This window comes from Roseixanthobacter finlandensis (genome assembly GCF_043195105.2).
GTDB lineage: Bacteria > Pseudomonadota > Alphaproteobacteria > Rhizobiales > Xanthobacteraceae > NCEH01.
Genome location: NZ_CM195536.1, coordinates 3,137,930 through 3,152,706 on the forward strand (window position 1 = coordinate 3,137,930; position 14,777 = coordinate 3,152,706).

Annotated in this window: 14 protein-coding genes; 7 read left to right on the top strand and 7 right to left on the bottom strand. The window is 65.0% G+C overall.

Translation table 11 applies throughout. The features are described from left to right. Together V5G24_RS14890 and rnhA are read left to right on the top strand one after the other, a co-directional pair. Positions 1-966 carry a homoserine kinase gene (locus tag V5G24_RS14890; protein ID WP_394081616.1) on the top strand — a complete coding sequence of 322 codons (966 nt, stop codon included), beginning with the start codon at positions 1-3 and terminating at the stop codon, positions 964-966. Next, entirely contained in the window at positions 963-1,430 is a 468-nt protein-coding gene (gene rnhA, locus V5G24_RS14895; protein ID WP_394081614.1) for a ribonuclease HI, read from the top strand. The genes V5G24_RS14890 and rnhA overlap by 4 nt, the downstream gene beginning before the upstream one ends. 42 nt (positions 1,431-1,472) lie before the next feature. Here the strand turns inward: rnhA and V5G24_RS14900 are convergent, their stop codons facing one another. Then, positions 1,473-1,823, bottom strand: coding sequence for an ArsC family reductase (locus V5G24_RS14900; RefSeq protein ID WP_394081612.1), 351 nt, complete (start codon positions 1,821-1,823; stop codon positions 1,473-1,475). A 184-nt stretch (positions 1,824-2,007) separates the two neighbouring features. Between V5G24_RS14900 and V5G24_RS14905 the strand changes: the two genes are divergently transcribed. The 3 genes from V5G24_RS14905 to V5G24_RS14915 all read left to right on the top strand — a co-directional run bounded on the left by V5G24_RS14905 (position 2,008) and on the right by V5G24_RS14915 (position 4,952). After that, positions 2,008-2,796 carry a GntR family transcriptional regulator gene (locus tag V5G24_RS14905; RefSeq protein ID WP_394081610.1) on the top strand — a complete coding sequence of 263 codons (789 nt, stop codon included), beginning with the start codon at positions 2,008-2,010 and terminating at the stop codon, positions 2,794-2,796. 78 nt (positions 2,797-2,874) lie between these two features. After that, positions 2,875-4,146 carry a CaiB/BaiF CoA transferase family protein gene (locus V5G24_RS14910; RefSeq protein WP_394081608.1) on the top strand — a complete coding sequence of 424 codons (1,272 nt, stop codon included), beginning with the start codon at positions 2,875-2,877 and terminating at the stop codon, positions 4,144-4,146. Further along, positions 4,143-4,952: an enoyl-CoA hydratase/isomerase family protein gene (locus V5G24_RS14915; protein ID WP_394081606.1), complete on the top strand. Its 810-nt coding sequence runs from the start codon at positions 4,143-4,145 to the stop codon at positions 4,950-4,952. The genes V5G24_RS14910 and V5G24_RS14915 overlap by 4 nt, the downstream gene beginning before the upstream one ends. Before the next feature lie 81 nt (positions 4,953-5,033). On the opposite strand, the gene V5G24_RS14920 is transcribed toward V5G24_RS14915, so the two are convergent. Then, positions 5,034-6,146, bottom strand: a complete 1,113-nt coding sequence (locus V5G24_RS14920; protein ID WP_394081604.1) for a linear amide C-N hydrolase — start codon at positions 6,144-6,146, stop codon at positions 5,034-5,036. Positions 6,147-6,720: 574 nt separating this feature from the next. Between V5G24_RS14920 and V5G24_RS14925 the strand changes: the two genes are divergently transcribed. Beyond that, entirely contained in the window at positions 6,721-7,203 is a 483-nt protein-coding gene (locus V5G24_RS14925) for a Ros/MucR family transcriptional regulator (protein WP_394081602.1), read from the top strand. Positions 7,204-7,413: 210 nt separating this feature from the next. Here the strand turns inward: V5G24_RS14925 and V5G24_RS14930 are convergent, their stop codons facing one another. The 3 genes from V5G24_RS14930 to trxB all read right to left on the bottom strand — a co-directional run bounded on the left by V5G24_RS14930 (position 7,414) and on the right by trxB (position 9,882). Then, entirely contained in the window at positions 7,414-7,686 is a 273-nt protein-coding gene (locus V5G24_RS14930; RefSeq protein ID WP_394081600.1) for a hypothetical protein, read from the bottom strand. Positions 7,687-7,998: 312 nt separating this feature from the next. After that, positions 7,999-8,889, bottom strand: a complete 891-nt coding sequence (locus V5G24_RS14935) for a LysR family transcriptional regulator (RefSeq protein ID WP_394044591.1) — start codon at positions 8,887-8,889, stop codon at positions 7,999-8,001. Positions 8,890-8,907: 18 nt separating this feature from the next. After that, positions 8,908-9,882, bottom strand: a complete 975-nt coding sequence (gene trxB, locus V5G24_RS14940; RefSeq protein WP_394081598.1) for a thioredoxin-disulfide reductase — start codon at positions 9,880-9,882, stop codon at positions 8,908-8,910. 248 nt (positions 9,883-10,130) lie between these two features. Between trxB and V5G24_RS14945 the strand changes: the two genes are divergently transcribed. Further along, positions 10,131-10,613 carry an Lrp/AsnC family transcriptional regulator gene (locus V5G24_RS14945; protein WP_394081596.1) on the top strand — a complete coding sequence of 161 codons (483 nt, stop codon included), beginning with the start codon at positions 10,131-10,133 and terminating at the stop codon, positions 10,611-10,613. Between the two features lie 81 nt (positions 10,614-10,694). Here the strand turns inward: V5G24_RS14945 and greA are convergent, their stop codons facing one another. Together greA and carB are read right to left on the bottom strand one after the other, a co-directional pair. Continuing rightward, positions 10,695-11,168 (bottom strand): transcription elongation factor GreA, encoded by a 474-nt coding sequence (gene greA / locus V5G24_RS14950; protein ID WP_394081594.1) that lies wholly within the window; start codon positions 11,166-11,168, stop codon positions 10,695-10,697. Between the two features lie 191 nt (positions 11,169-11,359). Beyond that, entirely contained in the window at positions 11,360-14,722 is a 3,363-nt protein-coding gene (gene carB, locus V5G24_RS14955; RefSeq protein ID WP_394081592.1) for a carbamoyl-phosphate synthase large subunit, read from the bottom strand. Positions 14,723-14,777 lie beyond the last annotated feature (55 nt).

Below are 14,777 nucleotides of genomic sequence, written 5' to 3' on the forward strand. Positions count from 1 at the left end.
GTGGCTGTCTATACCGACGTCTCGGCCACGAGCCTTGCCGAATTCCTTGAGCGCTACGATATCGGCACGCTGGAATCCTTCCACGGCATCGCCGAGGGCGTTGAGAACTCGAACTTCCTGCTGCAAACCAGTCGCGGCACGTTCATTCTCACCTTGTACGAGAAGCGGGTGGACCCGGCGGACCTGCCCTTCTTCATCGGCCTGATGCAGCACCTGGCCGCGCGTGGCCTATCCTGCCCCGAGCCGGTGGCCGGGCGCGACGGCTCCATGCTGGGCGAGCTGGCCGGCCGACCGGCGGCGATCGTCACGTTTTTGCGCGGGGTTTCCGTGCGCCGGCCCACCGCCGCACAGTGCGGACAATTGGGCGAGGCGCTGGCGCGGCTGCACCTGGCCGGTGCGGATTTCGCGCTGAAGCGGCCGAACGCCCTGTCCGTCTCCGGCTGGCGCCCCCTGTTCGAGGCTGCCCGCGCGCGCGCTGACGAGGTCGTGCCGGGCTTGGCCGAGACCATCGGCGCCGAGCTTTCCGAGCTGGAGGGCGCGTGGCCCCACGGCCTGCCTGCCGGGGTCATCCATGCCGACCTGTTTCCGGACAACGCCTTCTTCCTGGACGATCGGCTCTCCGGTATCATCGATTTCTATTTCGCCTGCACCGATCTTTATGCCTATGACGTGGCGGTGTGCCTGAACGCTTGGTGCTTCGAGCAGGATGGCGCCTTCAACGCCACCAAGGGCCGGGCGCTTCTGGCCGGCTACCAGGCGGTGCGCCAGCTGACCCCCGGCGAGGCCGAGGCCCTGCCGCGGCTCGCGCGCGGGGCTGCGCTGCGCTTTCTGCTGACCCGCCTCGTAGACTGGCTGAACGTGCCGGAGGGTGCGCTGGTGCGGCCCAAGGACCCGCTGGAATATCTGCGCAAGCTGCGCTTCCACCGCGCGGTGCACACCGCCCGCGACTATGGACTGGCCGCATGAGCGCCCGCATCGAAATCTGGACCGACGGCGCCTGTTCCGGCAATCCGGGACCGGGCGGCTGGGGGGCGGTTCTGCGTTCCGGGCCGCACGAGAAGGAACTCTCCGGCGGCGAGGCGCACACCACCAACAACCGCATGGAGCTGATGGCCGCCATCAGCGCCCTGGAGGCACTGAAGAAGCCGAGCGCGGTGGACCTCCACACCGACAGCGAATATCTGCGCAACGGCATCACCAAATGGGTCGCCGGCTGGCGCCGCAACGGCTGGCGGACCGCCGACAAGAAGCCGGTGAAGAACCAGGATCTCTGGGAACGGCTCGACGCCGCCCTCGGTCGCCACGAGATCGCGTGGCACTGGGTGAAGGGCCACGCCGGCAATGAACTGAACGAGCGCGCGGACCAACTCGCCCGCGACGGCATGGCGCCGTTCAAGTCCGGCGGAATGGCGCGGGTGGGCGTGGTTTAGGCCTTCTCGCCGTTCGTACGCGTTTTGCCGGCCCCCGAACCCCTACCCCAGCGCGGCCGCATAGTCCCCCTCCTTGAAGCCCACGATCAGCCGGCTGCCCAGATCCAGCACCGGCCGCTTGATCATGGAAGGCTGGGCCAGCATCAACGCCACCGCCTTGGCTTCATCGAGGCCGGTCTTCTCGGCGTCCGGCAGCTTGCGGAATGTGGTGCCGGCGCGGTTCAGCAGCACCTCCCACCCGAGCGTGCGCACCCAGGAGTCCAACTGGTCGCGCTCGATGCCCTGGGTTTTGTAATCGTGAAAATCATAAGAGATCCCATGGGCATCGAGCCAGGCGCGCGCCTTTTTCATGGTCTCGCAATTCTTGATGCCATAGATCGTCGCCGTCGCCATGGTCCCGCCCTTTACTGGTTGCGCGCGCTATAGCATTTCGCGCCCCGCCCCCGCACCGGGCTTGGCAGCGCCCGTCGCCCTTTTCACCGCACCCGGCTGAAAATTAATTAAATCGCATTTTTAATTATTGATGCGAAATTAAGGGGCCGCTAGGCTTCCCTCGATCACGCCGGATGCCCCTGTCATGACGCGCCCCGCGCACATCGTTCGCCACTCGCTGCATGAAACTCTCGTGGCGCCCTTGCGGGATATGATCCTGCAAGGCGAACTGAGGCCCGGCGAGAAAGTGCCGGAAGAGCGGCTGTGCGCGCATTTCGGCGTCTCCCGCACACCCATTCGCGAAGCGCTAAAAGTGCTTGCGGCGGAAGGCGTGCTGCAGATCCTGCCCCATCGCGGCGCCATCGTCGCCCGCATCACCGAGGAGCAGGTGGAGGAGCTCTTCCCCATCATGGCGTCGCTGGAAGCGCTGGCCGGCACGCTCGCCTGTCGCAACGCCACCGACGCGCAGATCGCCCAGGTGCGGGCGCTGCATGACCAGATGATGGCCCATTACCGGGCCGGCGATGAGCCCGCCTATCTCAAGCTGAACCGCCGGATCCACGACGCCACGTTCGAGCTGGCGGGCAATGCGACGCTCGCCTCCTTCTATCAGCAGGTGCTCACCCGCATCCACGCGTGCCGCTTCGTGATGCGCAAGAGCCCCGAGCATTGGCGTCAGGCGGTGGCGGAGCACGAGCAGATGATCGCGGCGCTGGAAGCGCGCGATGGTCCCCGCCTGTCCAAGTTGCTGGAAGAGCATGTGACCGGCACCACCGCCGGCATCGCCCGCGAATTCATCGCCCGCGAAAGTGCCGCCGAGGGCGCTGGGCGTCGCGAAGGAACGGGCGCGGCAGGTGCGGCAGAACGGGGCACCGCGCTTCCCATCCCTGCCCGGCGTGCGGTCGGCCGACCGCGCAAGATTCCCGCGGAATAAGACCAGACACCGCGCGCGCCGGCGCCATCACGCGCCACAAAATTCGTAATTATTGATGAGATGCCAGGAGACCCCTTCATGAACGCACCCCATCGCCCCGCCCCCGCGCGGGACACCGCCGAACGCCCCGCGGTGGAGGGGCAGGCCGCGCGCCGCCCCTTGCCTCTGGAGGGCGTGCGCGTGCTGGACGTCAGCCAGGTCATGGCCGGCCCCTATGCCAGCATGCTGCTGGGCGATCTCGGCGCCGACGTGATCAAGGTGGAACCCCCGGGAACGGGCGATCAGACCCGCAGCGCCATGGGTTTCAAGATGAAGGGGCCCGACAGCATGGGCTTCCTCAACATGAACCGGAACAAACGCTCCATCGCACTGAACCTGAAGAGCGATGCCGGGCGCGAACTCTTCTATAAGCTGGTCGAGACCGCCGATATTCTGATCGAGAATTATCGGCCCGGGGTAATGAAGAAGCTCAAGTGCGATTATGAAAGCCTGAAGGCGATCAATCCGCGCCTGGTCTATGCATCCATCTCCGGCTTCGGCCAGACCGGCCCCTGGGCCATGCGTCCGGGCTTCGACCTGATGGCGCAGGCCATGTCGGGCGTGATGAGCGTCACAGGCCATCCCGGTGGCCCGCCGGTGAAGGCGGGCGTTCCGGTGGCCGACATCGGTTGCGGCCTGTTCGCGGTCTATGCGGTGCTCGGCGCCTATATCGGCCGCACACATACCGGCGAAGGACAATATATCGACGCCTCGCTGTTCGAAGCGGCGCTCGCCTTCTCGGTGTGGGACACCAGCGAATATTGGGGCACCGGCAAGGAGCCGACGCCGCTCGGCACCGCCAACCGCATGAGCGCGCCCTATCAGGCGGTGCGTTCCAAGGACGGCTATTTCGTCATGGGCGCCACCAACCAGAAGCTCTATCGCGCCCTGTGCGAAAATCTCGGCCGGCCCGAATTGATTGACGATCCGCGCTTCCACGACATTTCCGCCCGCCTCGCCAATCGCGAAGCGTTGATCGAGGAATTGGAGAAAGTGTTCGTTACGCGCACGTCCGAAGACTGGGTGGAAAGCCTGCTCGCCGTCGGCATTCCCGCCGGCCCCATGTATTCCTATCCCCAGGCCTTCGAGAGCGCCCACGGGCAGCATCGCAACATGCGCATGGAAATCCCACACCCCATCGAGGGCACGGTGCCCAACATCGGCTTTGCGGTGAAGCTCCAGGGCACCCCGCAGCAGGTGCGGCTGCATCCCCCGCTGCTTGGCGAGCACACCGAGGCTATCCTCGGAGAATTGGGCGTGGTCGGCGCAGCCGTGGACGCCCTGCGTACGGGAGGAGCCTTCGCGCCATGAACGATACCCTGACCGCCACGGCCCCGTCCGCCGCCGATACCGGCACCGTGCGGCTGGAGATCGACGGGCCGATCGCCCGTATCACCATTGACCGGCCCCACGCGCACAATGCCATGACCTGGCGCATGTATGAGGAATTGGCGCAGGCCTGCGCCCAGCTCGCCACGAGCGCCGATACCGTACGCGTGGCGGTGCTGCGCGGCGCCGGCGGCAAGGCGTTCGTCGCCGGCACGTCGATCGATCAATTCCGCCCCTTCGCCGACGGCGAGGATGGCATGGCCTATGAGGCGAAGGTGGAGGGCTTCATCGGCGCGCTGGAGCGCCTGCCCATGCCCACCATCGCCGTTGTTGAAGGCCTTGCGGTCGGCGGCGGCATGGTGATTTGCAACGTCTGCGATTTCCGCGTGGCGACACCGGGCGCGCGGTTCGGCATACCCATCGCCCGCACGCTGGGAAACTGCCTTTCAGCCGCAAACCTGCGCCGCCTCACCCAGACGCTGGGGCTGCCGATCGTAAAGCGCATGCTCCTGACGGCGGAGCTGATGCCGGCCGAAAGCCTGCCCGCCGGCTATGTGAGCGTGGTCGCACCCGAGGCGCTGGACGCCCATGTGGAGGCGATGTGCGCGCGCATCGCCTCCCAGGCGCCCGTCACCATGCGCGTGACCAAGGAAGCCCTGCGCCGCCTCGGCGATGATCTCGATCCGGAGGACGGCGACCTTGTGCGCGCCGCCTATGGCAGCGCCGATTTCCAGGAGGGCGTGGACGCCTTTACCTCCAAGCGCCCGCCAGTCTGGCGCGGCGTGTAGCGACCGCCGGGCACGTTTTCGAATCGAAAGTCAAACATGCCCGGCGGTTCGCCGGGCATGCGTTTTTCGCAAAGACGCGTCTCAGCGCAAGACGTCGAGCGTGGTCGCCGGCGTTTCGATGGAGAAAGTCTTCATCGCCTTGGCGTCGAGATCGGCCTTGGTCAGGTCGAGCACCTGCGTCTGGCTGTTCTGGTAGGTGCGCAGATAGAAGCGCTTGGTCTTCAGGTCGGACACGGCGCTCCATTCCGTGGTTTCGAGCCCGGCGACACCGCCGCCGGCCTGGCTGTCCGCGGCCGTGCGCACAACACCCGGCGCGATATCGAACGTATTCAACAGGTGGAACGCAAGATCCACGGCATCCGAACTCTTGGCGAGCGGAGGCGCCGCACGGGTATATTGGAACGCCCGAACGAAGCGCGAGGGCGAAGACACATCACCCGGCAGGCCCACCGCGCCCGACCCGGTGCTCGGCGGTGCGATCGTCAGGCCGCCGATGGTGATCGGCTTAGGATCATAAGCCGAGAGGTTCAGATAATTGCCGAGATTGGCGATGTGCCATTCGAAGCGCGGCGCATTGGTGAGCACGCCGGTCGGGTTGTCGTGCATGTGAAGCACGCCGCCGATATATTCGATCACAAGGCTCTTTCCGCCGGCATCATGCAACGTCACATGCAGCGGCGCCGGCATTTTCAGCACCGATTGCAGCGCCTTGTTGACCTTGATCTTGGGCAGCGCGACCTTGACTTCCTCCACTGTGGCGAAATTCGTCAACAGATAGAGCAGAAGTTCGTAGGATGCGATCGACGTCTTGGCCTCGGCTGGCGCAACCTCCTGATAATCGGCAAGGCCCGGCAGATAGAGCATGCCGCCGGCAAGGCCCGCCTCGTTGAGGCCGTCCACCAGGACCGGCAGGCCGAGCCCATTGAGGCCGACGGCGCCATATTTCGTTGTCCACGGCAGGCCCCCATTGGCGGTGCCGTCCGGCGCGGTGCCCGCGAGGGCGAGCTTGCGCGGCACCACCATGAATTGCGATTGCATGGGCAGGCCGAATTCCATGGTGCGCCCATAGACGAAACCACCGTCATTGGAATGCAGCAGGAAGGATGTGCAGGCATTCGCCTGCTGTATCGGCAACACCACCGCTGCCATAAGGGCAAATGCGGCGGCCGTCGACCGCGTGAGGCGTGAAAGCATGTGGAGCCTCCTTGGCGCGGCCTGGTGGCCGCCACAGGAGCATAAGCTTCGCCATTGCTGCTGCCCAGGGGACAAGGCACGCCATTTCTTCCAGAATCCGCAAGCTTGGAAATGTTCAGCAACAGGCGCCTGAGTGATTCTCTTTTCGGCCTCGCGCCGGCTTCACATTTACGTTTGGTCAATCGTATTGATACACAGATGCGGCAGAATTCGAAGATCGGAACGCGGGAAGATCAACGTTAAATGGTAGGGTGACACCCGCTTCCGCGATGCGAATATCGTCGCGCAATTCACCTCCGCCCACGCTCCGCCGGTCCCGCTCGGGACAGGGAAATATCGATGGGATAAAGGGTTGCGGCTAGACCGCCGGGAGCGGGAACACGAAGATTACCTCACGCCAAGTCCCTGGGAACGGGCCTTCCGCCTGCGTCTTCGCGGCACCGCCAAGGCCGCTTCTCTTCAAGGATGCACGCAAAAACCCCGCGTTGCCATTTTAGCGCGAAAAACGACGAAGACTTGCGGTTGTCAATGAGATGAGGCAATAAAGCATCACTCAAGAATAAGGACGACTTCATTGACCGACGAATCCAATCCCGCCTTGAATGCAATATATGTGGAGCTCGCAGCAGAGATCGTGGCGGCCTACGTCAGCAATAATTCGGTGGCGGCAAGCGAGATCGCGAGCCTGATCGAAACCGTCCACACCTCCATCGCCAACCTCACGCAGACCGCCAAGGAACCGGAAGTGGTGCCGCTGACTCCCGCCGTCAGCGTCCGTAAATCGGTGACTCCCGATTACATCATCTGCCTGGAAGACGGAAAGCAGTTCAAGTCGCTGAAGCGCCATCTGCGCACGCGTTACGACCTGACCCCCGAAGAGTACCGCGCGAAGTGGGGCCTGCCGAGCGACTATCCCATGGTTGCTCCGAACTATGCTGCCGCCCGCTCGGAATTGGCGAAGGCCTCCGGCCTCGGCCAGCTGCGCAAGACCGCCGCCGCCGCCCCCGTGGCCGCCAAGCCGGCCGCCAAGCGCCGCGCGCCGGCCAAGAAGAGCTGAAGTCGTATCCCTGAAAAGACGGCGCGGGCGTCACAGCCCGCGCCGTCTTTTTTATTTGCCCCACGCGCATTGCGCAATCCAGGCCCGCATTTTTGAACCGCCGCTCTGTTTATATTGACTCCAAATAAAGCCGCGAAATTCTCCGGCAGGAATCAGCTGCTTCCACACGCCGGTCCGCGCCGTTTTTCCCCATCCGCATCATCGATCTCTTCACGTCTGCACCGGATCGTCGCGCAGCGGCGCGGGATCATCCACCGGCTCAGGATCGGGGAAAGGATCGCGCCGTGGCTCGCGGCGCGGATCATCGTCCGGCAAGGGCGGCAGATCCGGGCCCGGATCGGGCACATCCTCGGGATCGCCGATGGGATCGATGGGCGGACCAGGGGGCCGTGGCGGCCGGGTCGGCTCTGGAGTGCCGGGGAACGGCCCTGCGTGAGGGCCGGAGCCGCGCAGCGGTGCCGGGGCGTGCTCCAGGGGATGCATGGAATGTCCTTCCGCGTCTTCACCGGAAGAAACCCACGCGGCGTGCCCGCGGTTCCCGCGTCACCATATGCGTGCAAGGGGCGCCGAAAAGAAAAGTGCCGGACCTCGTGAGAGGCCCGGCAAGTATCGCCGCAGTGCGGCGAACCTTCCAGAGGGGAACAGCTGCTGCACCGCACAGGATGCAAGCAGTGCAAGGACAAATTGCCCCTTCCTTGGGCAGATTGCAATGCAAAATGATCGCATGTCAGGCATGTGCCTGACGCTTGGCTAATGCGCGCCCACACCGCGTGCACAGGCCGAAAGCGTCACAAATCAGTAATTCCAGCGCTGCGCCTTGGAGATCAAAAAGTCCCGGAACACCTGGATGCGGGCCACCGAGCGCATTTCCTGGGCATAGGTGAAATAAGCCTCAAGTTGAGGCGTTTCGCGGTCGGTGAACAATTGCACCAGCGAGGTGGAATCGTCGGAGAGATAATCCGGCAAGGTGCCGATGCCCACACCGCGCTCCACCGCCCGCTTCAAGCCCAGGACGCTGTTCACCTCGAACGCCGGCACGCGCGGCGCCCCGCCCTCGCGCCCGGCATGTTCCAGCCAGTTCAAGCCCTGGAAATAGCTCGGGATCGGCCCGCCCAGCAGCAGGATGCGATGCTTGTCCAGCTCGTCCAGCGTGCGCGGGTGGCCGTGGCGCTTGAGATAATCCGCCGAGGCATAGGCATGAAAATGCACGGTGAACAGTTTGCGCTGCACCAGATCCGGCTGCACCGGCTGGCGCATGCGGATCGCGACATCGGCCTCGCGCATGGCAAGGTCCAGCTCCTCGTCGGTAAGGATGAGCTGGATCCGGATATCGGGATAGAGATCGACGAATTCGCCCACCCGCGCGGTCAGCCAATGGGTGCCGAGGCCGACCGTGGTGGTCACCCGAAGGTCGCCATTGGGCTTTTCCCGGCTGTCGGTGAGCTGCGCGCGCGCCGATTCCAGCTTGAGGAACACCTCATGCGCGGTGCGATAGAGCAGCTCGCCCTGCTCGGTGAGAATGAGGCCGCGCGCATGGCGGTGGAACAGGGGCACTTTCAGCTCCTGCTCCAGAGCCGAGACCTGCCGGCTCACGGCGGATTGGGACAAACCGAGGGTCTCACCCGCATGGGTGAAGGAGCCCGCTTCGGCAGCGACGTGGAAAACCTTAAGCTTGTCCCAGTCCATGCTTGCGCCCTTACGCTGCTACTCTGCCGCCGCCGAGACCTCGTTGAGCGCAAGGAAGCGCTCCGCTTCCAGGGCCGCCATGCAGCCGCGCCCGGCGGCCGTCACCGCCTGGCGATAAATGTCGTCCGCCACATCGCCCGCGGCATAGAGGCCGGGCACGGAAGTGGCGGTAGAATCGGAAGCGGTCCACACATAGCCGCTCTCCTTCAGCTTCACCTGCCCCTCCACGAGGCCAGTCGCGGGCGCATGGCCGATGGCGATAAACACGCCGTCGGTGCGCAGTTCGGCGACCTTGCCGGTCTGCACGTCGCGCAGCTTCACCGCCGTGACGCGGGAGGGATCCTCCTGCCCCACGATCTCTTCGAGGGCGGCATTCCACACCACGTTGACCTTGGGATGAGCGAACAAGCGATCCTGGAGGATGCGCTCCGCCCGCAACCGGTCCCGGCGATGCACGAGGGTCACCTTGGAGGCGAAATTGGTGAGGAAGAGCGCTTCTTCCACGGCCGTATTGCCGCCGCCGACCACCACCACTTCCTTGCCGCGATAGAAGAAGCCGTCGCAGGTGGCGCAGGCCGACACGCCGAGGCCGCGATAGGTCTCCTCCGAGGCGAGGCCGAGCCAGCGCGCCTGCGCGCCGGTGGCGAGGATCACCGTCTCGGCCACATAGACTGCGCCCGACTCGGTCACGAGGCGGAACGGGCGGTGCGACAGATCGAGGCTGGAGACGTGGTCGGAGACGATTCGCGTACCGACGTGCTCGGCTTGGGCGCGCATCTGCTCCATCAGCCAGGGACCCTGGATGACGTCGGCGAAGCCCGGGTAATTTTCCACGTCGGTGGTGATGGTGAGCTGGCCGCCGGGCTGGATGCCCTCGATGAGAACGGGTTCCAGCATGGCGCGGGCGGCATAGATGGCGGCGGTATATCCAGCGGGGCCGGATCCGATGATCACGACCTTCACATGCTGGGCGGATGCGTGGTGAGCAGGCATGGCAACCTCGAACGGCGAGCAGTCTCCCCGCTTGCGAGGGCTGCAAGGGCCGAGACCGCCTCTCTCCGCGCCTTCCCTGGCGCGAGCTATGCGTGAATGTAGGGACAGCCGCGCTGTCCCACAAGGCACTGCCTGCACCCGAATAGGGTTCAGGACGGATGTCCCCAGCCCACTGACGAAATATAATTTCGTTGCGTGCCGACGCGGCTACACTAAGGTGCGGCGCAAACGCCCGAAGGAGTGACCCCTTGACCTCTCATCTCGACGCCGTGGACTGGAAAATCCTGGCCGAGCTGCAACGAGACGGGCGCATGACCAATGTGGAGCTGTCCCGCCGCGTGGGGATTTCCGCTCCGCCGTGCCTGCGCCGCGTGCGCGGGCTGGAGGAAGAGGGCATCATCCAGGGTTATCGCGCTCTGCTGGACGAGAAGCGCCTGGGCTATGATCTCATGGGCTTTGCCATGGTGCATCTGATCAGCCAGGCGGAGGTCGACCTTTCCGCCTTCCAGGACCGCATCGACAATTGGCCGCTGGTGCGCGGCGCCTGGATGCTGTCGGGAGACGTGGATTTCCTCATGCTGTGCGTGGCGCCGGACCTGCGCACGTTCCAGAATTTCGTGCTCGAGATCACTGCCGCGCCCAACGTGCGCAATGTGAAGACGGCGCTGACCCTGAAACAGCCGAAGAACGCTCCGATCGTGCCGCTGGAATCGATCGAGATGCCGGAGTGAGGGCGCGGTCCGCCCGATAGGCAAGCCGTCCCCTCCCCCGCAAACGGGAGAGGGAACGGGCCAGGCAGAGGCCTTTGCGCTTTAGACCCAGCGCACCGAGACGATTTCGAACGAACGGGCGCCCTTAGGCGTCACCACCTCGACGGACGCGCCCTTCTGCTTGCCGATCAGCGCGCGCGCCACGGGCGAAGAGATGGAGATGCGCCCGGCCTTTGCGTCGGCTTCATTGTCGCCGACGATCTGCCAGACCTTCTCTTCTTCCGTGTCCTCGTCCACCAGGGTGACGGTGGCGCCGAATTTCACCGTCTCGCCGGAGAGTTTGGAGACGTCGATGATATCGGCGCGGGAAATCTTGTCCTCCAGCTCCGCGATCCGTCCCTCGTTCAGGGATTGCTGCTCCTTCGCCGCATGATATTCGGCGTTTTCCGAAAGATCGCCGTGGGCGCGCGCTTCGGAAATCGCTGCGATGATCCTCGGACGCTCCACCTGCTGACGGTTGCGCAATTCAACTTCCATGGCGGCAAAGCCGGCCTGGGTCATGGGAATCTTGTCCATGGGTCCTTCGTAGAACCTCCTAGAAACGGAGCGACTCACTGGTCGCCCGCCGGTGGGATGGCCCATCCGGCGCTGAATATGATACCGCAAGCGCGCGACGATCACCGTCTCGGTTTACGGCGCGCCTTCAAGCAGTCATGCCGATCGCGCGCGCGGGCCTTTTGTCCCGCACGTTCGAAAGGGCTGAGCCCTCAGGATACGGACACCTTGTCCGCGGCCTTCGATGCACCGACGCCGAAATAGCTTTGCAACGCGCGCACCTGGAGATCGCCGCCCACATAGGCCTTGACCCCCTGCGCCGCTGCTACGGCTCCTGATAGCGTGGTGTAATATGGCACTTTGTGCAAGAGGGCCGACCGGCGCAACGAGCGGCTGTCCGCAAGCGCCTGTGCACCCTCCGTGGTGTTGAACACCAATTGCACCTCGCCGTTCTTGATCGCGTCCACGATGTGGGGGCGGCCTTCGAGCACCTTGTTGATCTTGCCGGCGGTGATTCCGTGCTCTTCCAGATAGCGCTGGGTGCCGGAGGTCGCGATCACCCGGAAGCCCAGATCCTGCAACAGTTTCACCGTGGGGAGAATGCGTTCCTTGTCGCTCTCCTTCACCGAGACGAACACCGTGCCGGCCTTGGGCACCTTGGTGCCGCCGCCGATCTGGCTCTTGGCGAACGCGACGCCATAATCGGTGTCGAGCCCCATCACCTCGCCGGTGGAGCGCATCTCCGGGCCCAGCACCGTATCGACGCCAGGGAAGCGCGCGAACGGGAACACGGCTTCCTTCACCGCGATGTGGTTCATGTTCTGCTTCACAAGATCGAAGCTCGAAAGCTTCTCGCCCGCCATCACCCGCGCGGCGATCTTGGCGATGGGCACGCCCACCACCTTGGCCACGAACGGCACCGTGCGCGAGGCGCGCGGATTGACTTCGAGCACATAGATGTCGTCGCCCTTCAGGGCGTATTGCACATTCATCAGCCCGACCACGCCGAGCGCCAGGGCCAGGGCGGAGGTTTCCTCCTCCAGCCGCTTGATCATCTCTTGCGAGAGGGAATGGGGCGGGAGCGAGCAGGCGCTGTCGCCGGAATGGATGCCGGCTTCCTCAATATGCTCCATGATGCCGGCCACGAACACCTCCTTGCCGTCGCACAGCGCATCCACGTCCACCTCGATGGCGTCCGAGAGATAGCGGTCGAACAGCAGCGGGTTCTTGCCCAGCACCGTGTTGATCTGGCCCGTCTTGTCGTTGGGATAGCGCGCCTTCACATCCTGCGGCACGAGGCCGGGAAGGGTCTCCAAGAGGTAATCGCCGAGCTGGTCTTCCTCGCGGATGATCTGCATCGCCCGCCCGCCGAGCACGTAGGACGGCCGCACCACCAGCGGGAAGCCGAGCTGCGCGGCGACGATGCGGGCCTGTTCCACCGAATAGGCGATGCCATTGTCCGGCTGGCGCAACTTCAGCTGGTTCAGCAGGCGCTTGAAGCGGTCGCGGTCCTCGGCGAGGTCGATGGCGTCGGGCGAGGTGCCGAGGATCGGCACGTTCGCCTGCTCCAGCGCATGGGCGAGCTTCAGCGGCGTCTGGCCGCCGAACTGCACGATCACCCCCACCAGCGTCCCAGCGGTGCGCTCGCGCTCGATCAGCTCCAGCACGTCCTCGGCGGTCAGCGGCTCGAAATAGAGCCGGTCCGAGGTGTCGTAGTCGGTGGAGACGGTCTCGGGATTGCAATTGACCATGATGGCTTCATAGCCGGCTTCCTTCAGCGCGAAGGCGGCATGGCAGCAGCAATAGTCGAACTCGATCCCCTGCCCGATCCGGTTCGGGCCGCCGCCCAGGATGACCACCTTCCTGGCATCGGAGGGCCGCGCCTCGTCGGCCGGCGCGGCGCCGAACGGGCGTTCATAGGAGGAATACATATAGGCCGTGGGCGAGGCGAACTCGGCGGCGCAAGTGTCGATGCGCTTATAGACCGGGCGCACGTCCAGCGCCTGCCGACGCGCGCGCACATCCCCTTCGCCCATGCCGGCGAGGCTTGCCAGGCGCGCGTCCGAGAAGCCCATGCTCTTCAGCCCGCGCAGCGCGCCGGGCGTGGTGGGCAGGCCGAAGCGGCGCACCTTGTCCTCGGCTTCCACGATGCCGCGGATCTCGGCCAGGAACCAGGGATCGATCTTGCACGCGGAATGGATCTGCTCGTCGCTCATGCCGACGCGCATGGCCTGCGCCACATAGAGCAGGCGGTCGGGCGTGGGCGTGCCCAGCGCCGCGCGCACGGCATTCTTGTCGTCGCCATGGCCGAGCCCGCCGATCTCGATCTCGTCGAGCCCGGTGAGGCCGGTTTCCAGCGAGCGCAACGCCTTCTGCAGGCTTTCCTGGAAGGTGCGGCCGATGGCCATGGCCTCGCCCACCGACTTCATGGATGTGGTGAGCGTGGTGTCGGCGCCGGGGAATTTCTCGAACGCGAAGCGCGGGATCTTGGTGACCACGTAGTCGATGGTCGGCTCGAACGAGGCCGGGGTCGCGCCACCGGTGATGTCGTTCTCGATTTCGTCCAGCGTGTAGCCCACGGCGAGGCGCGCCGCGACCTTGGCGATGGGGAAGCCGGTGGCCTTGGAGGCCAGCGCCGAGGAGCGCGACACGCGCGGGTTCATCTCGATCACGATCATGCGCCCGTCCTCGGGGTTGATCGCGAACTGAACGTTCGAGCCGCCGGTCTCGACGCCGATCTCGCGCAGCACCGCAAGCGATGCGTCGCGCATGATCTGGTATTCCTTGTCGGTCAGCGTCAGCGCCGGCGCCACCGTGATGGAATCGCCGGTGTGCACACCCATCGGGTCGATGTTCTCGATGGAGCAGATGATGATGCAATTGTCCGCCTTGTCGCGGACGACCTCCATCTCATATTCCTTCCAGCCAAGCACGCTCTCCTCGATGAGCACTTCGCTGGTGGGCGAGGCATCGATGCCGCGCTCGACGATCTCGATGAACTCGGCCTTGTTGTAGGCGATGCCGCCGCCGGTGCCGCCCATGGTGAAGGACGGGCGGATGATGGCCGGCAGGCCGACGATATCGAGCGCGTCCAGCGCCTGGGCCAGGGTCTTGATCTGGCGCGAGGTGGGCGTGTCGAGGCCGATCTTGGTCATGGCCTCGCGGAACAGCTCGCGATCCTCGGCCTTGTCGATGGCCTCGGCGGTGGCGCCGATCATCTCCACGTTGAACGTTTCGAGCGTGCCCATGCGTTTCAGCGACAGGGCGCAATTCAGCGCCGTCTGGCCGCCCATGGTGGGCAGGAGCGCGAATCCGCCGGGGCGGACATAGCGTTCCTTCTCGATGATCTTGGCGACGATCTCCGGCGTGATCGGCTCGATATAGGTGGCGTCCGCCATGTCCGGGTCGGTCATGATGGTCGCGGGGTTGGAGTTCACCAGGACGACCCGGTAGCCCTCTTCCCTCAGCGCCTTGCAGGCCTGGGTGCCGGAATAATCGAACTCGCAGGCCTGACCGATGACGATGGGGCCGGCGCCGATGATGAGGATGGTTTCGAGGTCAGTGCGTTTCGGCATGTCTCGCGGGCGCTCAGCGGGCGCAAAAAAAGGGCCGCGGGAAGCGCGCCCCTGA